This is a genomic window from Wenzhouxiangella marina (genome assembly GCF_001187785.1).
Classification (GTDB): Bacteria; Pseudomonadota; Gammaproteobacteria; order Xanthomonadales; family Wenzhouxiangellaceae; genus Wenzhouxiangella; species Wenzhouxiangella marina.
The window spans coordinates 45878-71323 of the sequence record NZ_CP012154.1; the positions used below are offsets into that span (position 1 = coordinate 45878).

Here is a 25446-nt window from a genome sequence, read left to right on the forward strand (position 1 = left end):
CCCAACGAATGGCACTGGTCGGCGCCAGCGAGGCTGGGTATGGTGCAGGCTGAGGCTCAATCAATTCGAGGGAAACCGATGCGTCACACATTCTTTTTCATGACCGCCTTCCTGCTGGCCCTGTCGGCCCATGCGCAGGACCCGGAGTCCACGATGCCGGAGGTGGTCGACGAGGCGGTGGCGGAGCTGGCCGATCAGGCCGAGGCCCTCAGCGCTGAAGAAACCCCGGTCGATGAGGCTCTGGCCGAGGCTTCCGTCGACGTCGAGATGGAGTGGCTGCGCCATCCCGAGCCCGACACCGTCGTCTGCCCCTTCCGCGGTCGCATCGACTACGAGCCCGGCGAGATCGAATGCGGTCTGATCCAGGTGCCGGAGAATCGGGAAGTGCCGGGCAGCCGGACCATCGAACTGCACTACGTTCGCATCGCGGCCACCGGCAAGGACCATGAGGACAACGAGGTCGAGACCCGTGACGACCCGGTCATCTACCTGACCGGCGGACCGGGTGTGACCGTCGAGAGCTATGTTCGCCGCCTGAAGGATCACCGCCTCGTTTCCCGGCGTGATCTCTACATTCTCGAGCAGCGCGGCATCGGCAATTCGGGCGATTTCTGCCCCTTCTTCGACGGCCGCAACCGGGCCGGCATGTCCAGCTCCGATCAGGCCGAAGCCGAACGCGCCGGCTACGATCAGGCCGAGGCCTGCATCCGCTCAGCCATCGAGCGTGGCGTCGACGTCACGGGTTACCACACCTTCGAGAACGCCCGCGACGTCAAGGCCCTGCGCCTGGCGCTGGGCCTGGAGGACTGGAACGTCTGGGGCATCTCCTACGGTTCCGTGCTCGGTCAGGCCTACATGAAAGTCGATGAGGAAGGCATCCGCGCCGCCGTCATCGACGCCATCGTGCCCCTCGATCTGGGCGAACTGATGCGCCTGCCGCACTGGCATACGGCCAATCTGGATCGTCTCTTCGAGGCCTGTGATTCACAGCCGGACTGCGCGCGCGTCTACGACGGCCTGCGAGAGCGCTACATGGCCGCCATCCAGACCCTGAACGAGAATCCCGTCACCGTCGAGGTCGAGGCCAGCGAGCTCTATCCCGAAGGCGAGATCACGATCTTTGCCAACGTCCTGGCCGGTCTGCCCTTCAGCCTCATGTACGAGCAGAAGAATCACCCGGCCCTGATGGCGATCGTCGATGGCCTGACCCGCGTGGTGGAGAGCGACGACCGGACCTTCTGGAAGGGCCTGGCCGAAGCCATGAGCGATGGTGGCGGTGGCATGGGCATCGGTATTTCCATGGGCATGGCCACGGCGGTTCGCTGCCAGGACGGCTACGTGGACACGGCGGCTCGCTTCGCGGCCGAGGATCACGAACTGCACCCGATTCTGGCTCAGGCCTTCGGTGACCAGGCGGTGACGGAAGAAGGCCCGGCGCGCTGTCGCGAGGCGGGTCTGCCGCGGCGAGACCCGGCCGAGTCGGCGCCGGTGCAAACCGATCTGCCGGTGATCGTGGCCAACGGTCGTTGGGATCCGATCACCCCGGTGGCCCTGGCCGAGTACATCATGCCGGGCTTCGAGAACGGCCAGCTGGTCGTGTTTCCGCACGCCGGTCACGGGCCCACCCGATCCATCAAGTGCGCCGGCGACTGGTTGAACGCCTACTACGATGATCCCTCGGCTCCGCTGGATCGGGAGTGCGTGGACGAAGGCGAGGAAGCGGCCGAGTTCATCGCGCCCTATTTCCGGACCTCGCTGGCCACCGATGCCCTGGCCCTGATGGGCGAGAACGAGGACCGGCTCAAGGCCCACGGCGCCTGGTTCGGCCTGTCGGCCGGCATCAGCCTGCTGGCGGCGTTCATCCTGCCGCTGGCCTGGATCGGTCGTCGCTTCAACGGTCACTATCTGGACCCGGCCGGCGGTAGCCGCCTGCTGGTCTTCCTGGCCACGGGTCTGGCCGCGAGCTGGATGATCGGCCTGGGCCTGGCGGCCTACGCCACCAGCGAGGTCAACGAAGCGATGCTGATCTTCGGCATGGTGCCCTGGGCGATGTACTTTGCCTGGTTGGGTCCGCTGAGCGTGCTGTTCGCCGTCTTCGCCCTGGCCCAGACCTGGCGCCGTCGCACCGACATCGGTCTGGCCAGCCGGATCGGTCTGCTGCTCTCGTCCCTGGCGGTGATCAGCCTCGGCCTGGCCGGCCAGCTCTGGTCGCTCTGGCCGTTCTGAGGCCGTCCACGGACATCGGGGCCGGTCCGCCAGGCGGGCCGGCCCTCGAATTCAAGGCGTGATCAGACCAGTTCCCAGTCGGGCTGGTTCTCGTCGAACTTGGCCAGCAGCCAGTTGATGCCTGGCGGCAGGGGCTGATCCTCGTCCATCCCCGACAGCACCACCAGCACCAGCGGGGCCAGCTTGATGGCGCGTTCCCACAGGGGGCTGGCCACCGGGTCGATCTCCAGACCCACGGCATCGAGCCTGAGCCGCTCGATGAAATTGAAGGTGTCTTCGTACTCGCCCTCGTCCGGGGGCGCGATCACCAGGATGTCCTCGCTGATCGCGTGCACGCCCTCTCGCAGCATGCAGACCGAGCGATGGTCGTTCTTCAACAGCAATTGCGGCAGGCGCGTGACGAGTTCACGGGCGGTCTGGCCACTCGGGCTGTGCACCGCGAGGACGGTCGGACGGCGCTGGATTTCCTGGCGCAGCGTCGAGATCTGGCTGCTCGAGGGCAGGATCAGGCGATCACGGAGCTTCTCGCTGAGCGGCTCGAATTCGAGATCATGACCACCGGGACCCGTCAGGCTGTTGACGATGACCGCGCCGGGCGACTGATCCGGCCGCACGGTGGCGCGCCAGCGGCGCATGCCGTGTGCAGGCAGGATCTGCGAGGGCGGTGGCGAGAGAATCCGATCGAGAAAGACCAGCCAGTTGTGCATCAGGGTGTGGCGCTGGAACTCGCCCTCGTTCTCGATCCAGCCCAGCACCTGATTGCGGCGAACGGTCAGGCCCCAGCGCGTCGCCGGCGGTGAGGTCGCCAGTGACCAGAAGGCCTCGAGGCTGAGTACCTGGTCCGGTTTCTGGCTGACCGGGTCGAGGCGGTAGACCGTGCGGATGGCTTCGCGGAGCAGTCGGGCGGAACAGAGGGCCAGCTTGACCGACAGCCCGGTGCGCTTGGCCAGTTCTTCGCTCAGTCCCGATTTCAGGGGCGAGTCGACCACCAGGGTGAGCCAGCCTTCCTTGACCTCGATCGGCAGGGCGTTGTGGCGTTGGGCCCAGTTCGCCGGCACCAGGGCCGCGACGTCGGAATCGATCCGAACGGGATCGGGCTCGATGTAGGTCATGTTGGCCTGGGAGGCCAGGCCGAAATCCAGCTCGTCCTGCTCGACGATGCCGAGATCCACCAGGGCCTGCCCGAAATAACCGCCCTGCAGACGCTGATGCTCCAGCGCGCGCTCGATTTCGGCCTCGCTGATCCGACCGAGCTCGAGCAGCAGGGTGCCCAGGTTCTTCTTGTTCTGAGTGCGAGCGTTCACGCAGGGGAGACTGCCTGAGTCCGGGATCGGATTCAAGTGATCCGGAGTCGGGTCCGGAAACGAAAAACCCCGCCGGCGGCGGGGTTCTTCGGACCCGGATGAACGGGTCGAGCAGCTGCAGGCAGTGCCTGTGCTTTAGACGGTCACCACGTTGGCGGCCTGCGGGCCTTTCGGACCGTTGGTCACGTCGAACGCGACCTTTGCACCTTCGGCCAGGCTCTTGAAGCCCGAGCCGGTCAGGGCGCTGAAGTGGACGAAGACGTCAGCGCCGCCGTTGTCCTGGGAGATGAAGCCGAAGCCTTTCGCGTCGTTGAACCATTTCACGGTTCCGGTGTTGCTGGACATATTGATGTTGCCTTGTATTGAAGTAAAAAACGGACGCGCAGGACTTGCCTGACCGCATCCGGTCATGCCATGGAAAGTCAGGAAATGGAGGAGATTGAGAGGTAAACGGAAAGGAATACGATCAACTTCGACCACTGCTGTGTTCCGCAGCGCTTTGCACTATACGCTCTTTCTGACGTTTGCGGGATTTTTTCTTCATTCTCCGGAGCGGGTCGGTTCGAAGCGCGCTCCGGGCATCGTTGTTCAGAAGTTCCCTTGTTTCCATGCACCTTCGGGCCCATGTCTGGAGTTCACATTCGATCCGTCATTTCATCACTCGCTCGAACCGACTCTCAAGAACGTCCTGCCTTCTGCGCTGACGGACCCTGACTGCTGGCCGAGCCGACGACCCGGCCAGGAGGCCGCATCCCATGAAAACCCTGTTCGTTCGCAATATCCACCCCGAGACTCGCGAGAGTCAGCTGCGCGCCCTGTTCTCCCGCTGCGGAACGGTCCGCGGCATCAAGCTGCCGATGGACATCTTCACCCGCCGCTGCCGAGGCGTGGCCATGGTCGACATGGAAGGCCACGAGGCGCGAGTTGCCATCGCCGAACTGGACGGTGCCGAGCTCAATGGCCAGAGCATCCAGGTGCGTGAAGAACGCCCGCGCGGCAAGAAGCGCGGTCGCCGCTAGACCACAAGCCTCGAAGGTGCGAAATGGTCTCGGATGAACTGATCGGGCGACTCGGCGAGCTGGAAGCGCAGGCGCGTCAGCTCGACCCACGTCCGGACCAGCGCCGGCGAGATGGACAGCAGGCGCTGGCCCACGCCGAGGCCTTCCTCGAAGCCCTCGACGATGCGCCGGCCTATGTCCATCGGGACGGCCGGGCCGCGGGACTGCTCGAGCAGCCGATCGCCGAACAGGGCATCGGCCTGGAGCGCGCGCTGGGCCTCCTCGACGCTCACGTCGACCACGAAGGCATCACCACGGCGTCTGGCCGCTTCGGCGGCTACATTCCCGGCGGTGGGCTGTTCCACTCGGCGCTGGGCGATTTTCTGGCCGCCATCACCAATCGCTATTCGGGCGTGTTCTTCGCCAGCCCGGGGGCGGTGCGCCTGGAAAACCAGCTCGTGCGCTGGATGGCCGAACTGGTGGGCCTGCCCGAGGGGTCGGCCGGCGCCCTGTCCTCCGGCGGCAGCATCGCCAATCTCAGTGCCATCGTGGCCGCCCGTGATGCCCATGGCATCGAGGGGGAGCGAATCGAGAAGGCGGTCATCTACCTGACCGAGCACACCCATCACTGCGTCGACAAGGCCCTGCATCTGGCCGGTCTGGGTCGCATCGTTCAGCGCCGCATCGCGGTGGACGGCAACCATCGGCTTCGCGCCGAGGCCCTGTGCGAGCAGATCGAGCGCGACCGTGCCGAGGGTCTCGAGCCATGGATGGTGCTGGCCTCGGCCGGCACCACCAATACCGGCTCGGTCGATCCTCTCGAGGCGATCGCCAGCATTGCCGGTGAACAGGGCCTCTGGTTTCACGTCGACGCGGCCTACGGCGGCTTCTTCCTGCTGACCGAGGCGGGCCGACAGCGCATGCGCGGCATCGAGCGCGCCGATTCGGTGGTGATGGACCCACACAAGACCCTGTTCCTGCCCTACGGCTGCGGCGTGGTGCTGGTCCGCGACGGTGAGCGCCTGCGCGCCTCGCATTCGGGCCAGGCCGACTACCTGCAGGACACGATGATCGCCATGGACGAGGCCTCGCCGGCCGACCTGTCGCCCGAGCTGACGCGTCATTTCCGGGGTCTTCGCCTGTGGCTGCCGCTGCAGGTGCTGGGCCTGGCACCCTTCCGTGCCGCGCTGGAAGAGAAACTGCTGCTCGCCCGCTATTTCCGCCAGCGCATGATCGAGGGCGGCCGCTTCGAGGTCGGCCCCGAGCCCGACCTGTCCGTGGTCACCTTCCGCCTGCCCGAGGGCGATGCGGCTAACCAGGCCCTGATGAACGCCCTGCTCGACGACGGTCGGGTCTTCCTGAGTTCGACCCGCCTCGACGGGCGCTACACCCTGCGCCTGGCCGCGGTCTGTCACCGAACCCATCGTCGGGACGTGGACGAGATGGTCGACGTGCTCCATCGACTGGCGGCAGGTAGCTAGCGACTCGCACCCTGATCGGGGCAGGGTTCATCGCTGCGCCTGCGGGTGTGCATAATGGCCCGAGGTTTCGAACGTCTCCAGAGAGGGCTGGCATGAACATGGGCAAGGTCGTGTTCGGGTTCTTCGTGCTGCTGGCACTGACCCTGAACTTCGGTTTCTTCATCGGCGATATCGACAATCCCGACCATCACAACGTCTACGAGCTGTTCGCCGCCCTGGTGGTCGGACTGATCGCCACCGTGCTCAAGCTCGGCGAGCGCTCCCAGATGAGCGCCATGCTGCTGGCCTCCAGCCTGGTCGTCGATCTGCAGCTCATTGCCGCGGCCATCGTCTGGGCGGTGGCGGTGCACGTCACCGAGGCTGGGCTGACGCCCGCGGTGATGGCCACCATCGTCTCCCTGTCCGGCGGCGCCCTGCTGGCCAACCTGCTCTCGGTCGTGCTGATGACCATGGAAGCGGCGGGCATCCGGCGCTGAGCCCGTTTCGATGAACGACTCGTTCATCTACCTGTTCTTCCGGCGCATGCGCACGCCGCTGATCGTGCTGATCGCGGCCTACGCCATCGCCACCGTGGGCTTCACCCTGATGCCGGGCGTGGACGATCAGGGCAATCCCTGGCGTCTGAGCCTGTTCGAGGCCTTCTATATCGTGTCCTACACGGGCTCGACGATCGGCTTCGGCGAAGTGCCCTACCCCTTCTCGCCGGCCCAGCGTCTCTGGACCATGGTCAGCATCTACCTGACCGTGATCGCCTGGCTGTTCTCGATCGGCACCATCGTCTCCCTGATCCAGGACCCGGCCTTTCGCGCGATGATGCGCCGAGCGCGGTTCCAGCGCGCGATCCGCGGGCTGAACCAGCCCTATTACCTGGTCTGCGGCTACGGCGACACAGGCCGCGCCCTGACCCGGGCGCTGACCGCCCAGCGCCACCCGGTGGTCGTGCTCGACACCAATCCGGACAAGATCGACCACCTGGTCGTCGAGGCCCACGGCGTCGATGTCGCCCCCTTCCGAATGGATGCCCGCCTGCCCGAGAACCTGATCCAGGCCGGGCTTCGCAGCCGTTGGTGCCTCGGCGTCTTTGCCGTCACCGGCGACGATCAGGCCAACCTCAAGATCGCCATTTCCGCGCGCCTGCTCAATCAGCGCTGCATCGTCCAGGCCCGCGCCGACGACCACGGCGTGGCCGAAAACATGCGTTCCTTCCATACCCATCAGGTGGTGAACGTGGTCGACGAATACGTGCGGCGCCTGGAGCTGGTGTTGACCAAGCCGGCGATGTTCGCGCTCTACCAGTGGATGAACTCCGGGCCTGAGGCCCTGCGGCCGGCGCCGATCGAACTGCCGCGAGGGCCCTGGCTGGTTTGCGGGCATGGCACCCTGGGTCAGGCCCTGGCGAAGCGCATGATCGAGCTGGGGTACGAGGTCCGGGTTCTGGCCGAGTCCTCGAGGGATGGAACCCTGCCCGAGGGCGCGATCGACGGGCCACCGACCCAGGCCGAAACCCTGGAGGCCGGTGGCGTGCGCGAGGCGGCCGGACTGCTGGCGACCACGGAAGACGACGCGGACAATCTCTCGATCCTGATCACCGCCCGGGCCCTGAATCCGGCGCTGTGGATCGGCGTGGTCGAGAACGGCCTGTCCAGCCAGGAGCTGATGCGGGCCGCCCACCCCGATTTGCTCGCCCAACCCAGCGTGGTGATCGCCGGTCTGATGCTCAGCCGCACCCGCTCCCCCCTGGTGCTGGACTTCTTCGATCAACTGCTCGAGCAGAGCGACGAGATGGCCTGGGACCTGTATCGGCGCCTCAGCGATCACTCCCCGGACCGGCCGCCGGAGTTCATGAGCCTGCGGATCAGTGATCGGCGCTCGCCGGCGGTCGCGGCCCATATCGCGGCTGGCCGGGCCGTGCGCCTGGGCGAATTGCTCCGCGACGGCTCGCGCTGGCCACAGGCCCTGCCGGTCGAGCCCCTGCTGCTCCGCCGCAGCCAGCAGGACCTGCTCTACCCGGATCCCGAGATCGAGCTTGCCCTTGGAGACCAGCTGCTGCTGGCGGGTCGACCGGGCTGTGCCGCCAGGGTCGAATCGGCGCTCGCGAGCGACCTCCAGCTCGGCTATCTGCTGAGCGGGCGCGATGAACTGGGCAGCTGGCCATTGCACCGAAAGCGCCGATGAGCTTCACCACTCCTTGACTTCGGGATCACTGGCCGTTGACTCCAGAGCTCTAGGCTCTCCCCAGTTTTCCGATCGTCGAGCTGACAAGCGCGAATCCTTCGCGACTGTTCCAGCGCGATCGCCCTGAAGGAGGGGAAATCCATGGAAGGTTCATACGCGCTGCCAGTGGTAGCGCTCTCGTACATTGTTGCCGTCATCGCCGCCTACACCGCCCTCGAAATGGCGGGCAAGGTGCTGCGTCCGCAGAACCGCCCCACGCCCTGGATCCTGGCGGGCTCCGTGGCCTTCGGCACCGGCATCTGGTCGATGCACTTCATCGGCATGGAAGCCTTCGATCTGCCGATCGACGTGGTCTACGACGGGCCGCTGACCATCATGTCCTGGATCGCCGCCGTGTCCGTGTCCGGCCTGGCGCTCTGGACCTTGGCCCTGCTTCGCAAGAACCCGGATCGTCCCGATCCGCGCATCGTCATCCCGGCGGGTCTGGTCATGGGCGCCGGCATCTGCATCATGCATTACTCGGGCATGGCGGCGATGCGCATCGAGCCGGGCATCCAGTACGATCCCCTGCTCTTTTCCGCCTCCGTGCTGATCGCCGTGGCGGCCAGCATCGTGACCCTGCTGATCGCGGCCCGGCTCCGCCGCGTGCGCAACTTCAAGGACGTGGGCCTGCGCCTGGGCGCGGCACTGGTCATGGGCGTGGCGGTCTGCGGCATGCACTACACGGGCATGTGGGCGGCGAGCTTCGCCCCGGACAGCATCTGCACCACGGCCAGTGGACTGACGACGGGATGGACCATCGGGCCGATCACCTTCGCGACCCTGGCCATCCTGGCCTCGGCCCTGGTGGTGTCCTTCGGCGATACCAATGCGATTCGCAAGCGGCGCGCCGCCGAGCGGGAGCGCAGCGCCGTGGCCGAGGAAAAGGCCTTTGTCGATCAGGTCACCGGTCTGCCGAATCGTAGCTGGCTCAATCGCCAGTTGACTGAAAATGCCGTTTCCAAAGCGCAGCAGCTGACCCTGGTCATGCTCGAGCATCAAGGAACGACCAGCGCCGATGGGCAGAAGGAATTCGCCCAGTGGCTGCGCCAGCAGTTTCCGCAGGCGCAAGCCGTTTGCGTACAGGAAGACAGCTTCGCCCTGCTCTTCTACGGCTACAAGAAGGACGCCGCGCGCCAGCAGGTCATCGATCTGATGGCCACGCGCGAGCGGGGAATGGCCGACTGGAAGATCGGTGCGGCCGCCTGTCCCGAGGACACGGAACGCCTGTTCCGCCTGGTGCCGCGGGCTCGCGCCGACGTCGCGGCCTTCAGCCCCGCCTGAGGATTTGACCCGGCCAGCTGCTCGGCTGGCCGGGTCACCATCCGCGACAGCGTTCCATCGCCTCGACCTGTCCCTGGTCGAGCCACCAGAAGCGTTCGAACTGACCGGCCGTTGCGCAGGCGTGGTTGGGCAGGATGCGCAGGCGACGCCCGATCGGAAAGGCATCCAGGTCCAGCGCCTGTCCATCCGAGCGACCGACCCGGCCATGCTCCTGGTGCGTCCCGAGTACCAGCAGTTCAGGCGCCAGCGGCGCGCCTTCCAGGTCGCAGACCAGACCGTAGTCGCCCGCTGATCGACCTCGTGTACTGCCCAGGTCACGGGACAGGGCGGTCCAGCCGGCATCGACTAGCAGCTCCCCCGACTCCGGGCGATGACCGATCACTTCGGTCAGCACCGACACGGCGATGTCGTCGAGGGCGCAAACGCCCAGGCTGGCCATGACCCGATCCATCAGGGCGTACACGCCCGCCCGTACCTCGCTGACGCCGCTCAGGTCCCGGGCGAACAGGGCCGTGGGCGTCGAGCCGACGCTGACCGTGTCGATGAGGAAGCCTTCCTGGCGCAGGCGCTGGGCTGCGTCCACGGCGGTTCGTCGTTCGTGCTCGGCCATGGCGATCAACGCTGCTTCGTCCCGGCAGGCGTACGAGCCACCGGCATGGACGAGGACGCCGGCCAGGTGCTGTCCGCCTTCGACGAGAAGGCCTGCCGTCTCGATCAGGGCCGGATCGGCCGGGTCGAGACCGCCGCGCTCCCCGTCGGCATCCAGTTCGATCAGCACCTGGAAGCGTTCGCCCAGTCGCTTCGATTCCTCGACCAGGGCCCGGGCCGTGGCCGGGGCATCGAGAAGCAGGGTCAGTTTCATACCGGCCCGCTGGCGCCGGGCGACCTCGCCGAGCTTGCCGGGCGCCAGACCCACGGCGTAGGTCAGATCCTCGATGCCGGCCGCGAAGAAATAGTCGGCTTCGGCCAGGGTCGAGACCGTGGCCCCGCCGGGATGGCCGGCGAGCATCCGCCGGGCCAGCGCCGCGTTCTTGACGGTCTTCAGATGCGGGCGAAGCGGAACGCCGAGGCGACCCATGGCCTGATTCATTCGATCGACATTGCCCGCCATCCGTTGCGCGTCGATCAACAGGGCCGGTGTGGGCAGGGTGCTCAGCTCGGTCTGGGGCATGTCGGGCTTCCTCATCCGGGATCACGGTGGCTTGATCGGCTCGAGCCGGGCCGGCTGGACGAACGCTCGCCCCAAAGCTACTCTTTAAAGCCTCTTCGATTGCCGAGTTTAATCATGTGCCAGGCCTTCTGCGGGGCGGGGTGTCCCGCCATCCGCGTCGAGCGTGCCCGCCACCGATGACCTCCTCTCCCGATCCAGAGCACCGGCGCTGGCGAATCGGCGAACTGATCGTCGACGAGCCGAGCCTGCAGATCCGCCGCGGTGATCGGGTCATCACCGCCGAGGCCTCGCAGGTGGCCACGCTGATCGCTCTGATCGACGCCTGGCCGGAAATCATCGACAAGAATCGATTGATCGACTGCGTCTGGGGACAGCGCGTGGTCAGTGATGCGGCGGTGCACAAGACCATCAGCCTGCTGCGGCGCCAGCTCCGGGACGCTGGCGCGGGCGAGTGCATCGAAACGCGCCATCGGATGGGTTATCGCCTGGCCTGCAAGGCGGAACAGCTGGCGGCTGGGGACGGTTTCCCTGCCCGTGTCGACGCTGGTCATCGAAACGGGGCCGTCCAGCGCTTCCTCTGGACCGGCGCCGCTCTGATCGTGGTCCTGCTGGTCTGGTTGCTGTGGCCTGGAATGGACCGCACGGTCCCCGGTGAGAGCATGGCTGGAGCCGAGGCAGGCCTCCCCGAGGCATCCGCCGCGGTGCTCGCCGGACAATCGATCGATGCCCTGCTCGAATTGGCGGACTCCAGTCTGCCGGCCGATCTGGAACTGGCCGAGCAGGCCCTGTCCGAGGCGCGCGACAAGCTCGAAGCCTTACCAGGCGCGATCGACGCCCGCGCCTTGCTCGACAAGCACTTCGGTCGACTGCACTTCTACCGCGGTCAGCATCAGCAGGCCATCGACCACTGGCAGGCCGCGCTGGCCGGCTTCGAGGCCAGCGGCAACCCGGTCGAGCTGGCGACCGTGTTGAGCAATCTCGGGGTGGCGCACGAGGAGCAGGATGCCCGGCCCCGGCAGGTCGCGGACTTCTACGATCGCGCGCTTGAACTGCAGCGGACGCTGGACGACCTCGAAGGCCAGGCGCGTACCCTCAACAACCTGGCCACCCTGTGGATCCGCCAGCAGGAGGTCGAGCGGGCGCGGGTCGTGGTGAGCGAGTTTCAGGCCGTTGCCGAGCGCCTGGGGCAGCCGCTCTGGCAGGCACGCGCCAGCCTGATGGAGGCCGATCTGCAGGCGCTGCAACCAGGCGTCGATCCGGTGCCGGCCTTTACCCATGCCTATGATCTGGCGACGGTCAATGGGCAGGTCCAGCTCGCGGCGATCGCCGCGCAGCGGTTGGCTCGAACGTATCGAGAAGGCAGTCACTGGGCAGAGGAAAGACAGTGGCTGGAGCGGAGCCAGCGGCATCTCGAGGCCGCCGGTCTGACGGCCCAGCTGCCCATCCTGCAGTTCAATCTCGGCCTCAATCACGAGCGCCAGGGCGAGACTGCGCTGGCGCGGCTGGCCTATCTGGCGGTGATCGATCAGCTGCCGGAGGGTCAATCCATCCATCTGCGCGTCGATGCCGAGATCGGCCTGGCGCGGCTGGATTTTCGTGCCGGACAGACCAGCCTGGCGCGCGCGCGTCTGCGGCAGGCCCTGCGCCTGGCCCGGGTGCATGCCCATGCCCAGGCCGAGGCATCGGCGCTACTGGCCAGCGGCTTCATCGATCTGAGCGAGCCGGGCGGGGCGGTCGCGGCCTTTCAGGCCTTCAGCGACAGCCAGCAGCGACTGGGTCCGGACGCCCCGTTCGGCTTTCAGCACCAGTTGCTGCGCCTCGAGGCACTGGCGCTGATCGCCGCCGGGGATAGCGATCAGGCCAGAGAAGCGGTCGCTCGACTCGGGCGCATGGCCGGACAGCGGGGACACCAGGACCTGATCCGCGACGCCCGCCTGATCGAAGCGATCGCCCTGTTCAGCGAGGGCCGTTTCGACCAGGGCTGGCAAGCGCACCAGCAGGCGCTGGGTCTGGATCTGATTCCCCTGCCCGCGTCCGAGCCCGCGTCCCAGCTCACACCTCCCGGGCGCGGCCCGGTCGAACGGGTCGGTGTCGCTGGGTGGCCGTTCGGGCTGCTGCTTCTGGCGGCCTTTGCCGCCGGCTGGCTGCTCAGTTCCCGCTATCGAAGCGGTCGCTGAAGATCCGGTCGCCGGCCGTGGCCGGTGTTTCCAGCGCGCCCATGTCGAGCGCCGCGCCCAGCACCCGATCGAACCCCGGTCCGCGCTGATCATGCTGGGGCGTGCTCAGCGACGCATTGCCGGCATCGATCACCGGGCTGCCGGCGCCCGGGGCATGGGTCAGGGTCCAGCCTGGCGCGCCGTTTTCCACCAGTGGACCGAGCAGGGGATCCTGGTCCAGCAGGACCCCGGCACCGCTGGTGTACACCGACTCGCTCGTGTTCTGCAGCAGAGAATGGACCAGATAGCAGGCCGTCGATCCTTCGAGCGCCGATGATTGCGGGCTGGCGATGATCGAGTTGCGCAGCAGACAGCTGGCGTTGTTGCTGATCATGGTCCGCCCCAACCCTGCGGATTGATTCAAGGCCAGGGTCGAGTACTTGACGCTGGTGCTGGCCTGGCCGCGGGCAAACAGGGCCCCGCCCGACAGGGCCGCGAGGTTGCCGGACAGGGTGGAATTGCTGATGACCAGCGCACCATCCTGACCGCCGTTGAAATAGACGGCGCCGCCGTTGCCATCCGTCCCGCCAAGGCCGGATGCGCGGTTGGCCGACCATTCGTTCGCGCTCAGCAGGAGCTGCGACGGGTTGCTGGTGGGCAGGAACAGATCGAAGGCGCCGCCGCAGGAGGCCGAGTTGTCGAAGATCACACTGTCCTGGACGACCATCGAGTCCGGACCGCTCAGGGCCAGCTGCGGCAGGATCGACAGCGCCCCTCCACAGCCGTTGTCGGCCTGGTTGCTGAAGAAGGCCAGGCGATCGAATGTCAGGGCATTGTCGCTGCTGCGCAGGTAGAGGCCGCCACCGAAGCCCGAGGCGAGGTTGCTGCTGATCGAACCCCCGAACCAGTCGAGATCGGTGCCGGTGAGCTGCAGTTCGCCGCCAGCGCCGTTGATCGACTGATTCTCGAGCAGGCGGCTGTCCGAGAGATCGATCCGGCCCGGGCCGGCGATCAGGCTCAGGCCGCCGCCGGCTGCGTAGCTTCGGTTCTGCAGGAAATCGTTGTCGAGAAGTTCCAGCACGGCCGGGTTCTGGCCGGCTTGCGTCTGCTCATCCAGGTAGATACCGCCGCCGCGGAGATCGGCCAGATTGTTGGAGATGAAGTTGCCGGCCAGGTAGACCTGGCTTTCGCTCCCCTCGAAATGCAGTCCGCCGCCGCTGCCGTAGGTGGCGGTATTGTTGACGAACAGCGAGTCGACCACACCGGTCAGCGATGACTGCTGGATGGCCAGGCCGCCGCCGTTGCCACCGTAGCCCGCATCGCCGACCTGGTTGTCGACGAAGGCGCAGGCGTTGATACTGATGGCGCTGTTGCGCACTCCGATGCCGCCACCGAGACCATTCGTCGCACGGCCGGCGACGTTGGCGTTGACCACGCAGTCGCGACCCAGCAACACGCCACCGGGCAGCGCGGGATCATGCCAGACGCCGCCGCCGGAGTGGTCGGCCGTGTTGCCGCTGATGGTGATCCCGTCCAGTTCCAGGATGCGCGCGTAGCTCAGCACGCCACCGCCATGGCCCGCCCGCCCCGGCAGCTCGGCCGGTGAGTGGCCGCCGGTGATGGTGAGATTGGCGAGCGTGACCTGGGCGGCCTGCGGGTCCAGGTAGAACACCGGTGCCGCGCCGCTACCCTGAACGGCTACCTGCGGTACGCCGCCGTTGAGGGGCGGACCTTCGATGACGATCGACTCGCGCACACGAAGCTGGGAGCCATCCCAATAGTTGGCGACCGGCAAACCGGGTTGCAGCGCGATGGTTCCGGTCAGTCCGGGCGCGAACACGATCCGATCGATCGTGGCGCTGGATCCGGCCGCGCAGCCGTCGATCGCCGCGTTGTTGTTGGCCGCGGCAATGGCCGAGCGCAGGGAACATTGACCGGCGATGAAGCCATCGTCCAGGGTGGTCACGGTGATCGTGGCGGCCTGTAGCGAACCTGCGGCCAGCACGCCGCCGATGGTCGACGCGAGCGCCGTTCGGTGCTGCTGACACAGCCGCTGCTGGGCGTACTTGAAGCTCGATCTTGTGGACATGGTCTCCCTCCTTGATGGGTCCTGGATCGAGCCCGAACTGGATTGAACGGGCGCCGATCGGAGGTCATCAGAATGGAGAGGCCGAGGGGAAAAGTCCTTACCGAGCGCTGAAAAGCGCTGAATTTCGCTGAAAAATCGAGCTCAGCCCGGCAATCTCGATATTCCGTTGGCGATCAGACCCCCGGGCCGCAGTCCGTGCAGTCGCCGGCCGGCGGCGGCCCGTTCTTCAGTTCATGGTTCAGATCGTAGAGGGCGCTGCGAACGCCTTCCTCGATGACCGGGTGGTAGAAGGGCATTTCGAGCATGCGGGCGACGGTGAGCTTCTGCTCCACCGCCCAGGCCAGCAGATGGGCGATGTGCTCGGCCGCGGGCCCGGCCATCTCGGCGCCGAGGAAGCGGCCGCTGCCGAATTCCCCGTGAACCACCAGCCGCCCGAGGTTGCGGCCCATCACGCGGCTGCGGCCCTGGCGGCGAAAGGAGATCGACCCCGACGCGATTCTGCGACCGGCCTCGGCGCTGGCCTCGTCGGGCAGCTCCCCGACCTGGATGATCTGCGGATCGGTGAAGACGATGCCCAGGGGCGTGCGGCGATCGCGTGCTCGGATCTGCGGCCAGGATCCGGCGTTCTGGCCGGCCAGGCGGCCTTCGTTGGCTGCTTCGTGCAACAGGGGTCGGTCCTCGTTGGCATCGCCGGCGATGAACACCGGTGAATCGCCGCACTGCAGGGTGAAGGGGTCGAAGCGCGGCACGCCGCGCTCGTCCAGCGCCAGGCCCGAGTGCTCCAGGCCCAGATCATCGACGTTCGGGCGCCGGCCGGTGGCGGCGAGCAGCCACTCGAAGCCCTCCGAGACCGGATCGCCGTGGGCATCGTCGAAGCGGATGTCCACGCCCTGCTCGCTGGCGCTGATCTCGTGCACCCGAGCGTCCGGATCGAGAGGGAAGTCCCGGTTGAAGGCCTCGAGGGCGATCTCCCGGATCTTCGAATCGCGGATCGGGCCGAGGCGGCCACCGACGCCGAACATCCGGACGCGCACACCGAGACGGGCCAGGGCCTGGCCCAGTTCCAGGCCGATCACACCGGGCCCGAACACCGCGACCGATTCGGGTAAGTCCGTCCAGTCGAAGATCGCCTCGCTGGTGATCAGGCGCGAGCCGGCGGCCTTCAGCATCGGTACCACATGGCTGCGCGATCCGGTGGCGATCACGATGCGATCGGCGTCGATCCGGTCGCCATTCTCCAGTTCCAGCTCCATCGGAGCCGAGAAGCGCGCTCGCGCCAGCAGGCGTTGCTCCGCCGGAATCTTCTCGATCGTTTCGAGCACGCCATCGACGAACTGATCCCGATAGCGACGGACCCGCGCCATGACGGCTGCACCGTCAACGCGATACTCTCCGTGTTCGATGCCGAAGCGGCTGGATTGGCGGACTTCGTGCGCTGCCTCCGCCGCCCGGATCAGCAGCTTGCTCGGCATGCAGCCGACCCGGGCGCAGGTCGTGCCGAAGCGATCGCCCTCGATCATCAGCACCGACTCGGTGTGCTTGCGTGCCTGGCGCCAGGCCACCATGCCGGCCGTGCCACCGCCGATGATTGCTACATCCACCTTGCGCCTTGCCATTGCCCTACGCTCCTCGATCAGGATTCGATACGAACCATGAGCATAACGCGCCGGTCCCGTCGACCGGGGGACGGAATACGCCCGGGTACACTAGGGCGGCATGAAGAAATCCGATCTGCCAAGCAAGCAATGCCCCGTCTGTCAGCGACCCTTCGCCTGGCGGAAGAAGTGGAAGCAGTGCTGGGACGAAGTGAAGTACTGCTCGGAGCGCTGTCGTCGCCAGCGCCGGCCTGCCCGCTGACGGCCACAAGTCTGTCATGGTTTCGCCAGAACGCCCGTATACTCTGGAGGTGAACACCATCACAATTCATAAGGAGTTCGGAGCCATGATTCGATCCAGCCTTGCCGTGGCCGCCCTGCTGGCCGCGTCCTCCCTGTCCGCGCAGGAAGAGATCTACTCTGCCGAGGGCAGCTTCGTTGCCGGTGGCGATCCCTCGGCCAACCGTCACGTCATCCCGGTCGAGGCCGGCATGAGCATCGAGGTCATCGTCTACGGTGACAACATCGACACCACGGTCAACGCCACCCTGCCTGATGGCGAGACCCTCTACAACGACGACTACGAAGGCCTGGACGCCGGCTTCACCCGCACCATGACCAGCGGCGGTGCCCTGGAGATCGTGGCCGCGCCCCTGTCCAGCGGCACGACCGGCACCTACCGGGTCGTCGTCCGCACCCTGCCGCCGCCCGAGTCGATCGAGGTCGGTGATGTCGTCAATGGCCGCCTGAGCGATGGCGGTGGCATGCGCTACGAGCTCAGTGGCCAGGCGGGCGATCGCATCGTGATCGATCTGAAGTCCTATGACTTCGACGCCTACCTGACCCTGACCGAGGCCAATGGCAACGAGCTGACCGATGACGACGGCGGTGATGAAGGCTACAACAGCCGCCTGCACTACATGTTCAAGGGCGACGAGACCATCACCATCACCGCCAGCAGCCTGGGTTCGGACAGCGGCCGCTTCGAGCTGAGCGTCTCCGCCCTGTCGAACGACGTCGCGGCCAGCATCAGCGGGCGCCTGACGGCGGACTCCCCGCGCGGCTACGACGGCACGCGCTACGAGCGCCACGAGATCGAAGGCGAGGCCGGTGAGACCCTGACCATCATGCTCGACTCCGACGAGTTCGATCCGGTGCTCTACGTCTCCAATCCGGACGGCAGCAACCTGATCCGCGATGACGACGGCGGCGAGAACAACAACAGCCTGGCCGTGGTCAGCCTGGTCGAGGACGGCGTCTACGCGATCTACGTCACCTCCTTCTCCGAAAGCCAGGGCGCCTACACGCTGACGATCTACCGCTGACCGATCCAAGCCGCGCCGGCCCGCAAGGGTCGGCGCTGGCGCAGTTACCGGCGGCTTTCCGCATGAGACGGTAGCAGTGGCAACGCTGCTGCCGTTTTCATTTCCGGGGAGTCGATCATGCCGTGGATGCGAGTCTTTCTTGGTCTGATGCTGGGGCTGCTGGCGGGCGGTACGGTAGCCCTCGAGCAGTCGGATTTCGACACGGTGGCGTTCAAATGGAATACGGGGGAGTCCGTTTCCGACGGGCCCTTCGGCATCGAAGCCAGTCCCGCTCCCGTGCTCGATGCCGCCGTCAACTTCCAGGCTCTGGATCGCGGGGTGGATCTGGTGCTGACCGAAGGCCCGACGGGCGGCGGCATCGTCGCCTTCGGCTGGCTGGACAGCGGTCTCTGGACGCCGGGCGATGGCGACGGCATCGACCTGATCGCCGACAACCCGGCCCACCGCGTCTACGCGACGGTATCCGACGCTGGAGCCGTGGCGATCCGTTCCGCCGCCCCCTTCAGTGCCGGCATCCAGGTCGGCAGCGCGAACGTGAGCCTGGATCCACAGGCGACCTGGCGCTTGAACGTGATGCTCGAGGTCGGGCTGGTCCAGCTCTGGTTCGATGATCAATTGCTGATCGAGGCGCCGGCCTTTCCCTCCGGCGGTGCCGATCCCGATCTGCTGGGCGATGACTACGTCGTGTCCGTGCTGAGCGGACCGATGGAAACCGGGCAGGCCACCCTCAACGATCTGGCCCGCAATCCGAGGCTGACGGTGGAACGCTACGCGCGCGTGCTGCCCCATCGACCGACCACGCCGGTGATCATCGCCCCCCGCACCGCCGACATGATGCTGAAGGACGAGACCGTCGAACTCGGCATCTTCCTCAGATCCAGCGGTTCCTCTCCCGCGACCGGAGTCACGGCCACCCTGCTGCCGCCGCCGGGGCTGGGTCTGAGCGTCCTGTCCGGCCCGCTGTCCGTCCCGGCCATCGAGCCCGGCGCCTCGACCCTGCTGACCTACACGGTGCAATCCTCGCCGGGCACGCCGGTCGGATCGCATGCCTTCACCCTGCAGCTCAGTGGTGGGTTGTCCGATTCGATCGAGGTGGCGGTTCCCGTCTGGGACATCGACGTCACCCTGACCGATCTCCCCGGCGGCATTGCCAACGGCACGGCCGAGACCGCCTTCAACACCTGGACCTTCGATCTGGTCGCCCCGGAGCAGTTCGATGGTGAGGGCCTGCCGTCCTGGTTCGACATCCAGGTGCTGGACTTCGAGGTCAGCCACAAGTCGCCCTTCTCCGGCACGCTCTGGGAAGAGGCCGTGCTCGAGCAGATCATGGTGCCCCGCGATGGGACGATCCGGGCCCTGTTCCTCAACGGCACCGTGCGATCGAAGGATGCCGCCAATCAGCCCATCGTCCTGCCCGGTTCGACGGTGGCCCTGTTTCCCGTTCCGGGCAACCAACCGCGGATCGATATCGCCGATGCCCAGGGGCAGTTCGAGTTCGTCAATGTGCCCCCCGGTCTGTACCGCCTGGTCGTGCTGCCACCGCAGCCGTTCCGAAAGAACTCCGGACTGGTTCAGTCGCAGCCCTTCGAGGTCGGTACGGACAGCATGACCCTGAACGTGACCGTGCCTCGGCCGCCCCCCGAGGCCGACCCGCGCTTCATCGGCCCGCCGGCCGTGGCCCAGGGCCAGACGGGTACGGCCACCCGGCCGCCGCCCCCGCCGCCCGCGGCCCCGCCACCGCCGGCGAAGGGCGGCAGTGGTGCGCGCAGCTTCGGCGTCGGCGTCGTCGCAGGCGTGATCTTCGATCTGATCGATCTGGGCCTTGGACCCAAGACGGGCGGCGCCACCCTGGCCTCGATCCTGGCCTGCAACGTGGGTGGAGGTGCCGCCGGCTGGCTGGCCGATCCGATCGACGAGGACATCTTCTACGTCGGCCGCACCCTGACCCCGCCCCTCGATCCGGCCGAGCGGACCCTGAGCGAGCGCTTCGAGATGAACGCGCAGATCCTCACCCCGCAGCCCATCTTCGGCCCACCGGTGACGATGTCGACCTCCTCGAGCTTCGATTACACGCGGCAGACCGACCAGCGCAGCTACCCGGTCAGCTCGGGCGAGTCACTGAGCTTCCAGCTCAAGTTGCCGACCCAGGTCAGTGCCGTCGTCGACCCGCAGGATGCGTCCCGGATGGTTGCCGCGGTCGAGGTCGAGGATCCGGGTGGTGCGCCGCTGGGCTGGCCGGACGTGCTGATGCAGGTCTGGATGTTCGAGCCCGACAACGACACCCTGATGGCCAGCGACTATCCTCGCGACGATGGCATCGAGCCGGATGATGTGGCCGGAGACGGCGTCTTCCACGTCCGTCTGCCCTTCGACTGCGAAAACGGTGTCCTGCTCTACTTCGCCGGCGCGCGCAGTGGCTATTTCCCCGAGGAATGGCCGACCACCTTTGCCGTCTGGCGAGGTGATCTGGAGGCAATCGGATTGTGCGAGGCGCCGATCTTCGAAGATCGCTTCGAGGCGCCCTGATCAAGGATCGGGGCGGGCGAGGGGTCGGTCCTAGAGGACGTACTCGTCGATCAGATCGACCAGTTCGTCGCGGGAGATGCCGCCGTCGTGGTCGGCGTCGAACTTGTCGAAGATGCGCGAGCTGGTCTTGATGCCGTGCTCGCCGAGCAGGTAGCGGACCAGTTCGACGAACTCGCCGCGGGACAGCTCGCCGTCGCCGTTGCGGTCGAATTCCTTGAACAGTGCGTCGACCAGTTCCTCGGTGTTCATGGGTCCACCCTCCTGCGGGTTGTGTCTGTGTCCTCGGCTCTGCGCGAATCATGCCGCAAAGGCGGGCCGGCCTCAACCGGCCCGGCGGTTCAACTCTTCAATCGAAAGCCCGAGCGGATGATCCAGGCGATGATGCCAAGGCCGACGAGCACGAAGCCGCCCAGCGCCGTGAGGCTGACCCAGATACTGACGTCGCCGGTGCCGAAGAACACGAAGCGGAAGCCGGAGATGATGTAGACGATCGGATTGAACAGGCTGATGGTCTGCCACAGCTCGGGCAGCATCTCGATCGAGTAGAACACGCCACCGAGGAAGGTCAGGGGCGTGACCACGAGCATCGGCACGAACTGCAGGGACTCGAAGCCGTCGGCCAGCACGCCGATGATGAAGCCGGCCAGGCTGAAGGCGAAGGCCACCAGCAGCAGATAGGCCAGCATGCCGATCGGGTGGGCGATGGACAGATCGATGAACAGGCTGGCGGTAGCCAGGATGATCAGGCCGAGCAACACGGACTTGGTCGCGGCGGCGCCGACGTAGGCGAGCACCAGTTCCAGCGTCGAGACCGGCGCCGAGAGGATCTCGTAGATCGTGCCCGTGAAGCGCGGCATGTAGATCCCGAAGCTGGCGTTGTTAAGGCTTTCCGTGAACACGGTCAGCAGGATCAGCCCTGGCACGATGAAGGCCGCGTACTGCACGCCGTCGATGTCGCCGATGCGGCTGCCGATGGCCGAGCCGAAGACGACGAAGTAGAGCACCGTGGTCAGCACCGGCGTGGCCACGGACTGCCAGAGGGTTCGCTTGAAGCGCGCCATCTCGAAGCGGTAGATCGCCAGGGCACCGCGGGCGTTGAAGGCGGGGACTGCACTCATGGTTCGCGCACCAGGTCGACGAAGATTTCTTCCAGGGAGCTCTGCCTTGTATCCAGATCGCTCAGCTCGATGCCGGCCTCGTGCACTCGCCGGATCAGGCCAGGCAGGCGAAGCTCGCTGTCCTCGGGGTGGAAACTGTAGCGGATGGACCGCCCCCCGTTGACCAGCTCCAGATCCCAGCCAGCCAGGGACTCGGGCAGTTGCTCGAGGGCCTGGGTCAGGTGCAGGGTCAGGCGCTTCTGACCGAGGCGGCGCATCAGGGCCTGGGTCTCGTCGACCACGATCAGCTCGCCCTTGTTGATCACCCCGACCCGATCGGCCATCTGCTCGGCCTCCTCGATGTAGTGGGTGGTCAGCACGATGGTGACACCGGACTGGCGCAGGCGGCCGATCAGCTCCCACATGCCCCGGCGCAATTCCACGTCCACGCCGGCGGTGGGTTCGTCGAGGAACAGCAGTTCCGGTTCATGGGCCAGGGCCTTGGCGATCAGCACGCGTCGCTTCATGCCCCCGGACAGGGTCATCAGGCGGTCGTTGCGCTTGTCCCAGAGCGACAGGTCCTTCAGCAGGGACTCGATATGCGCCTCGTTCGGCGGCAGGCCGAACAGGCCGCGGCTGAAGCGCACCGTGTCGAGCACGGTCTCGAACATGTCGATGTGCAGCTCCTGCGGCACCAGGCCGATCAGGCGCCGCGTGTGGCGGAACTCGCTGAGAATGTCGCGGCCGGCCACGCGGATCGAGCCGCTGCTCGGTGTCACCAGGCCGCAGATGATGCTGATCAGGGTCGTCTTGCCGGCGCCATTGGGTCCCAGCAGGGCGAACATCTCGCCCCGACGGATGTCCAGGCTGATTTCCCCGAGCGCGCGAAAGCCGCCCGCGTAGACCTTGCCGACGCGGTCGATGCTCAGGATGGCCTCATTGGCCGCCGCTTTCGATTCGCTCATGGGCACAGCATAGCGGCCCCGTGGGCGCTTCGGGGCTCAGGCTTCGGCAAAGCGCTCACGCATGCGTTGATGCCAGTCCGAGAGCGCGGTCTGCTGCGGGTCCGGAGCGATCCGGATCGCACGGGCCGCGAAGTCGATCGTGACCAGGGCATCGATGTCGGCCACGCTGAACTCGGCACCACCGACCTGCTCCTGGCTTTGCAGACGTTCATCGAGCAGGTTGAGGAAGCCGGCGTAGCGATCGCGGGCGCGCTCGGCCAGGGCCGGAATCTGGGCCACCGGCCGCCGGCCCGTCAGAGCGTGGTCCTTGAAGCCCGGCGAGGCGTTGCGGAAGGCGTCCATCACCGACAGCAGGCCGTGGGCGAAGACCCGATCGGTCCACTGGTTGATTTGTGCCCTCGATTCGGGGCTCGATCCGAACATCGGCGGCTCGGGATGAAGCTCCTCGAGGTAGCGGCGAATCGCACCGGTCTCGAACAGGTGCTCGCCGTTGTCCAGCTCGAGCACCGGCACCGTGCAGTCCGGCGAGCGCGCCGCGAAGTCGTCGCTCAGATGCTCGCCGGCGCGCAGGTCGACCTCGACGGTCTCCAGCTCGATACCCTTGGCGGCCAGGTACAGGGTGACGCGGCGCGGGCTGGGTGCCCCGGTGCAGGTGTAGAGCTTCATGTGGTTCTCCTCGGCGGTAGGGGCTATTCAAGGATGGCGTCGACAACCAGTTCTACGCGTTCGCTGTCCGGGCACTCCGGATCCCCTTCGCAGCTGGCGGCGGCCACCCGAGCGGGCTCGAGGATCAGCTGCACGGTCTCCCCGATCAGGGCCCCGCGTTCACACATTTCGAAGTCGGCCAGGTAGTCGACGGTCTGCCCGTCGCGCGTTTCCAGCTGCAGGTAGCATGCGCGGTCGCCCATCGTCAGCGAGCGAATGACTCCGTGCGCGCTATCTGTCCGGTCCATGGTGTAACCGAGGACGGCGAACTCCATGATCTCCTGCCCCATCAGCAGGCAGTCGTCGGGGAGTTCGGCGTACTGGAAGCGCATCCGGTAGCGGCCCTTGTAGATATGGCCCCAGACTTCGTAGTGCTGGAAGGCTTCGTCCGAGGCGGCGGGGTTCGGGTGCGGTCCGAGGGAGTTCACGTCCTCTTCGATGTAGATGCGCTCGTCGTCGCCGCGATGGAATCGCAGCAGGGCCTCGGCGTCGGTGGGCACGGCGCTGGCGCAGTCGACCGCATGACTCTCGCTCGCCAGGCCGATGATCAGCGACAGCATTCCGAGAATCAGCACGAGCCTGAGGGTCGGATTGGCGGGCATGGCGGGCGGTCCCCGGCGGTGGAAGAATGCCCAGCATACTCTTTGGTATCGTTTCGGGCCGGTAAAATGAAAGGCGAATCGAACCCCGGAATCGCCGCCCATGAGCTCCACCGACCCTTCGACGATCGCTTCGGCACCAGGCCGCGACGATCTGATCGCCGCCTGCGAACTCGCCCGCCTCCGCCTGGGGCTCGAGGCCTTCCCGCCCATGGTCAGCCGCAACCAGTACGATCGGATCGGCGAGCAGCTGTTCGAGGTGCTCGACCGCGCACCCCTGCTGTCGGCCGAGGACCGTGCCGCGCTCGAAAAGGGCTTTGCCGACGAGATGGGCCAGCGCGAGCTGTCCATCGCCATCAACGGGGTGATGCACGGCAAGCGGGCCATGGAGGAACGCTTCAAGCACCTGCTGCACGTGTTCGCGCACTACGGTCTGACGGGCTGGCCCCTGGCCACCCTGTGGTTGTTCCTGGCGTTTCCGGACCGTTTCGTGATGATCGAGCCGGTCGGCTTCGCGCGCCTGCTGGCCGAGCACGCGCCCGACCAGGCGCTGCCGACGGCGCCGGACTGGGCCGCCTATCAGCACAGCCAGCGCCTCGCGCATTCACTTAAAGCCAACCTGGCCGCCCGTGACCCCGTCGATCTGGTCCTCGCCCAGATCGCTTCCCCCACTCCGCCTGCAGGAGACCGAGGATGATGTACCGTGCCGCCTGGATCAGTCTGTGCGCCCTGGCGCTGATCGCCTGCGACGCACGAGAAGCGCCCATGGAGGGTGATGCGCAATCCTCGGCTTCCGGCCCCGTGATCGTCGGCGAGCTCTTCTATCCGGAGCGCATCGCCCTGCCGCCGGATGCCGAGCTGGTCCTCGAAGTTCGCGATGCGGCGACGGCGGACCAGGCCTTGCTCCTGCTGAGCCGGCGGCCCCTCGAAGGCCGGCAGGTCCCGATTGCCTTCGAGCTGACGCTCCCCGAGCTGGCGGAGGTGGGTCAGGCCGTGTTTCGCGCCGGTCTGGTGGCCCCGGGCGGGCTGCTTCGCGTGACCGAGGCGGTGCCCGTCTCGGCCGAGGTCGATGTGCTGACGCTGAGTAACCTGCGCGCCTATACCTTGCCGGGCCCGGCCTTCGGCTCGTCCTGGCGCTGCGGGGATCAGCGCTTCCTGTTCGGCCCGCTCGGTGAGCAGCAGTACCTGGTCGCTGCCGGTCAGTCCTTCGAGCTGCTTGCCGATGGCGACGCCTATCGAAGCGCCGACGGGACGGTCGCCTTTCGAATCGATGGTGACACGGCGCGCCTCGAGCGCGGCGATGGCGATCCCCTGTCCTGCCGGCGTCTGCCGGATCTGGATCGACTGAGCTACAGCCCCTGGCGCGTGATCGAGATCGAGGGCGAACCGGTGGCCAGCGAAGGCGCGCCGAACATGAGCTTCGACGCCGACGAAGCCAGCATCGCCGGCGGCGCCGGCTGCAACCGCTATCGCGGCGCCATCAACGCCGAAGGAAAGCGCCTTCGAATCGGGCCGGTGACCAGCACCCTCATGGCCTGCCCGGACGATGGGCGCGGCGATCAGGAGCGGCGCTTCCTGGCCGCCCTGGGCCGGGTCGATGACCATCGTGTCAGCGAGGACGGACGGCTCCTGCTGCTCAGCGGTGACCAGGCGGTGATCGTGGCCGAACCGCTCCGCTGATCACCGCAATACACTGCGGCTGCGACATTTC

The 25446-nt window shown here is 66.7% G+C and carries 22 protein-coding genes; 12 read left to right on the forward strand and 10 right to left on the reverse strand.

The genetic code is table 11. From position 1 onward, the window contains the following. The first annotated feature begins 78 nt into the window (after positions 1–78). Positions 79–2226: an alpha/beta fold hydrolase gene (locus tag WM2015_RS00185; RefSeq protein WP_049724146.1), complete on the forward strand. Its 2148-nt coding sequence runs from the start codon at positions 79–81 to the stop codon at positions 2224–2226. Between the two features lie 62 nt (positions 2227–2288). Here WM2015_RS00185 and WM2015_RS00190 read toward each other — a convergent pair whose 3' ends face one another. Beyond that, positions 2289–3530 carry a GspE/PulE/PilB domain-containing protein gene (locus WM2015_RS00190; RefSeq protein WP_049724147.1) on the reverse strand — a complete coding sequence of 414 codons (1242 nt, stop codon included), beginning with the start codon at positions 3528–3530 and terminating at the stop codon, positions 2289–2291. A 135-nt stretch (positions 3531–3665) separates the two neighbouring features. Then, positions 3666–3875 (reverse strand): transcription antiterminator/RNA stability regulator CspE, encoded by a 210-nt coding sequence (gene cspE / locus WM2015_RS00195; RefSeq protein ID WP_049724148.1) that lies wholly within the window; start codon positions 3873–3875, stop codon positions 3666–3668. A 410-nt stretch (positions 3876–4285) separates the two neighbouring features. Between cspE and WM2015_RS00200 the strand changes: the two genes are divergently transcribed. The 5 genes from WM2015_RS00200 to WM2015_RS00220 all read left to right on the forward strand — a co-directional run bounded on the left by WM2015_RS00200 (position 4286) and on the right by WM2015_RS00220 (position 9507). Continuing rightward, positions 4286–4549: an RNA recognition motif domain-containing protein gene (locus WM2015_RS00200; protein ID WP_049724149.1), complete on the forward strand. Its 264-nt coding sequence runs from the start codon at positions 4286–4288 to the stop codon at positions 4547–4549. 23 nt (positions 4550–4572) lie between these two features. Beyond that, the gene (locus WM2015_RS00205; RefSeq protein ID WP_049724150.1) at positions 4573–6009 is read left to right on the forward strand and encodes a pyridoxal phosphate-dependent decarboxylase family protein; all 1437 of its coding nucleotides are present in this window, start codon (positions 4573–4575) and stop codon (positions 6007–6009) included. A gap of 92 nt (positions 6010–6101) precedes the next feature. Next, on the forward strand, positions 6102–6485 hold the full coding sequence (locus WM2015_RS00210; protein WP_049724151.1) for a DUF6394 family protein: 384 nt from the start codon (positions 6102–6104) through the stop codon (positions 6483–6485). A 10-nt stretch (positions 6486–6495) separates the two neighbouring features. After that, the gene (locus WM2015_RS00215) at positions 6496–8184 is read left to right on the forward strand and encodes an NAD-binding protein (protein WP_049724152.1); all 1689 of its coding nucleotides are present in this window, start codon (positions 6496–6498) and stop codon (positions 8182–8184) included. A gap of 141 nt (positions 8185–8325) precedes the next feature. Continuing rightward, a complete protein-coding gene (locus tag WM2015_RS00220; protein ID WP_082169311.1) occupies positions 8326–9507 on the forward strand; it encodes an MHYT domain-containing protein in 1182 nt (393 codons plus the stop codon). A gap of 34 nt (positions 9508–9541) precedes the next feature. Here WM2015_RS00220 and WM2015_RS00225 read toward each other — a convergent pair whose 3' ends face one another. Then, positions 9542–10678, reverse strand: a complete 1137-nt coding sequence (locus tag WM2015_RS00225; protein ID WP_156200703.1) for an alanine racemase — start codon at positions 10676–10678, stop codon at positions 9542–9544. Between the two features lie 176 nt (positions 10679–10854). Between WM2015_RS00225 and WM2015_RS00230 the strand changes: the two genes are divergently transcribed. Then, positions 10855–12855 (forward strand): winged helix-turn-helix domain-containing protein, encoded by a 2001-nt coding sequence (locus WM2015_RS00230; protein WP_049724155.1) that lies wholly within the window; start codon positions 10855–10857, stop codon positions 12853–12855. On the opposite strand, the gene WM2015_RS00235 is transcribed toward WM2015_RS00230, so the two are convergent. Next, positions 12827–14923, reverse strand: a complete 2097-nt coding sequence (locus WM2015_RS00235) for a choice-of-anchor Q domain-containing protein (RefSeq protein ID WP_049724156.1) — start codon at positions 14921–14923, stop codon at positions 12827–12829. The two genes, WM2015_RS00230 and WM2015_RS00235, sit on opposite strands and share 29 nt — an antisense overlap. Positions 14924–15096: 173 nt before the next feature. Then, positions 15097–16539, reverse strand: coding sequence for a dihydrolipoyl dehydrogenase (locus WM2015_RS00240; protein WP_049724157.1), 1443 nt, complete (start codon positions 16537–16539; stop codon positions 15097–15099). A 100-nt stretch (positions 16540–16639) separates the two neighbouring features. Here WM2015_RS00240 and WM2015_RS15470 point away from each other — a divergent pair, with 100 nt between their 5' ends. From WM2015_RS15470 to WM2015_RS00250, 3 genes are all read left to right on the forward strand, one after another. Beyond that, entirely contained in the window at positions 16640–16780 is a 141-nt protein-coding gene (locus WM2015_RS15470; RefSeq protein ID WP_082169312.1) for a DUF2256 domain-containing protein, read from the forward strand. An 85-nt stretch (positions 16781–16865) separates the two neighbouring features. After that, positions 16866–17843, forward strand: a complete 978-nt coding sequence (locus WM2015_RS00245) for a PPC domain-containing protein (protein ID WP_049724158.1) — start codon at positions 16866–16868, stop codon at positions 17841–17843. 117 nt (positions 17844–17960) lie between these two features. Then, complete coding sequence (locus WM2015_RS00250) at positions 17961–20369, forward strand: hypothetical protein (protein ID WP_156200707.1); 2409 nt, start codon at positions 17961–17963, stop codon at positions 20367–20369. A 30-nt stretch (positions 20370–20399) separates the two neighbouring features. On the opposite strand, the gene WM2015_RS00255 is transcribed toward WM2015_RS00250, so the two are convergent. The 5 genes from WM2015_RS00255 to WM2015_RS00275 form a co-directional block, all read right to left on the reverse strand. After that, positions 20400–20618: an EF-hand domain-containing protein gene (locus WM2015_RS00255; RefSeq protein WP_049724160.1), complete on the reverse strand. Its 219-nt coding sequence runs from the start codon at positions 20616–20618 to the stop codon at positions 20400–20402. A gap of 89 nt (positions 20619–20707) precedes the next feature. Continuing rightward, complete coding sequence (locus WM2015_RS00260; protein ID WP_049724161.1) at positions 20708–21487, reverse strand: ABC transporter permease; 780 nt, start codon at positions 21485–21487, stop codon at positions 20708–20710. Next, on the reverse strand, positions 21484–22431 hold the full coding sequence (locus WM2015_RS00265; protein ID WP_049724162.1) for an ABC transporter ATP-binding protein: 948 nt from the start codon (positions 22429–22431) through the stop codon (positions 21484–21486). Before WM2015_RS00265 ends, WM2015_RS00260 begins: the two co-directional genes overlap by 4 nt. 36 nt (positions 22432–22467) lie before the next feature. Next, a complete protein-coding gene (locus WM2015_RS00270; protein ID WP_049724163.1) occupies positions 22468–23097 on the reverse strand; it encodes a glutathione S-transferase family protein in 630 nt (209 codons plus the stop codon). 23 nt (positions 23098–23120) lie between these two features. Beyond that, complete coding sequence (locus WM2015_RS00275; RefSeq protein ID WP_049724164.1) at positions 23121–23738, reverse strand: hypothetical protein; 618 nt, start codon at positions 23736–23738, stop codon at positions 23121–23123. A 100-nt stretch (positions 23739–23838) separates the two neighbouring features. Between WM2015_RS00275 and WM2015_RS00280 the strand changes: the two genes are divergently transcribed. Continuing rightward, the gene (locus tag WM2015_RS00280) at positions 23839–24432 is read left to right on the forward strand and encodes a hypothetical protein (protein WP_049724165.1); all 594 of its coding nucleotides are present in this window, start codon (positions 23839–23841) and stop codon (positions 24430–24432) included. Then, a complete protein-coding gene (locus WM2015_RS00285; RefSeq protein WP_082169313.1) occupies positions 24429–25415 on the forward strand; it encodes an META domain-containing protein in 987 nt (328 codons plus the stop codon). Before WM2015_RS00280 ends, WM2015_RS00285 begins: the two co-directional genes overlap by 4 nt. Positions 25416–25446 lie beyond the last annotated feature (31 nt).

Bases quoted from the DNA above. Each gene is read 5' to 3' on its own strand.
- cspE (WP_049724148.1), bottom strand. From the start codon at position 3,875: ATGTCCAGCAACACCGGAACCGTGAAATGGTTCAACGACGCGAAAGGC.
- WM2015_RS00260 (WP_049724161.1), bottom strand. From the start codon at position 21,487: ATGAGTGCAGTCCCCGCCTTCAACGCCCGCGGTGCCCTGGCGATCTAC.
- WM2015_RS15470 (WP_082169312.1), top strand. From the start codon at position 16,640: ATGAAGAAATCCGATCTGCCAAGCAAGCAATGCCCCGTCTGTCAGCGA.
- WM2015_RS00200 (WP_049724149.1), top strand. From the start codon at position 4,286: ATGAAAACCCTGTTCGTTCGCAATATCCACCCCGAGACTCGCGAGAGT.
- WM2015_RS00220 (WP_082169311.1), top strand. From the start codon at position 8,326: ATGGAAGGTTCATACGCGCTGCCAGTGGTAGCGCTCTCGTACATTGTT.
- WM2015_RS00265 (WP_049724162.1), bottom strand. From the start codon at position 22,431: ATGAGCGAATCGAAAGCGGCGGCCAATGAGGCCATCCTGAGCATCGAC.
- WM2015_RS00205 (WP_049724150.1), top strand. From the start codon at position 4,573: ATGGTCTCGGATGAACTGATCGGGCGACTCGGCGAGCTGGAAGCGCAG.
- WM2015_RS00255 (WP_049724160.1), bottom strand. From the start codon at position 20,618: ATGAACACCGAGGAACTGGTCGACGCACTGTTCAAGGAATTCGACCGC.
- WM2015_RS00235 (WP_049724156.1), bottom strand. From the start codon at position 14,923: ATGTCCACAAGATCGAGCTTCAAGTACGCCCAGCAGCGGCTGTGTCAG.
- WM2015_RS00245 (WP_049724158.1), top strand. From the start codon at position 16,866: ATGATTCGATCCAGCCTTGCCGTGGCCGCCCTGCTGGCCGCGTCCTCC.
- WM2015_RS00225 (WP_156200703.1), bottom strand. From the start codon at position 10,678: ATGCCCCAGACCGAGCTGAGCACCCTGCCCACACCGGCCCTGTTGATC.
- WM2015_RS00215 (WP_049724152.1), top strand. From the start codon at position 6,496: ATGAACGACTCGTTCATCTACCTGTTCTTCCGGCGCATGCGCACGCCG.
- WM2015_RS00270 (WP_049724163.1), bottom strand. From the start codon at position 23,097: ATGAAGCTCTACACCTGCACCGGGGCACCCAGCCCGCGCCGCGTCACC.
- WM2015_RS00185 (WP_049724146.1), top strand. From the start codon at position 79: ATGCGTCACACATTCTTTTTCATGACCGCCTTCCTGCTGGCCCTGTCG.
- WM2015_RS00250 (WP_156200707.1), top strand. From the start codon at position 17,961: ATGCCGTGGATGCGAGTCTTTCTTGGTCTGATGCTGGGGCTGCTGGCG.
- WM2015_RS00280 (WP_049724165.1), top strand. From the start codon at position 23,839: ATGAGCTCCACCGACCCTTCGACGATCGCTTCGGCACCAGGCCGCGAC.
- WM2015_RS00230 (WP_049724155.1), top strand. From the start codon at position 10,855: ATGACCTCCTCTCCCGATCCAGAGCACCGGCGCTGGCGAATCGGCGAA.
- WM2015_RS00285 (WP_082169313.1), top strand. From the start codon at position 24,429: ATGATGTACCGTGCCGCCTGGATCAGTCTGTGCGCCCTGGCGCTGATC.
- WM2015_RS00210 (WP_049724151.1), top strand. From the start codon at position 6,102: ATGAACATGGGCAAGGTCGTGTTCGGGTTCTTCGTGCTGCTGGCACTG.
- WM2015_RS00240 (WP_049724157.1), bottom strand. From the start codon at position 16,539: ATGGCAAGGCGCAAGGTGGATGTAGCAATCATCGGCGGTGGCACGGCC.
- WM2015_RS00275 (WP_049724164.1), bottom strand. From the start codon at position 23,738: ATGCCCGCCAATCCGACCCTCAGGCTCGTGCTGATTCTCGGAATGCTG.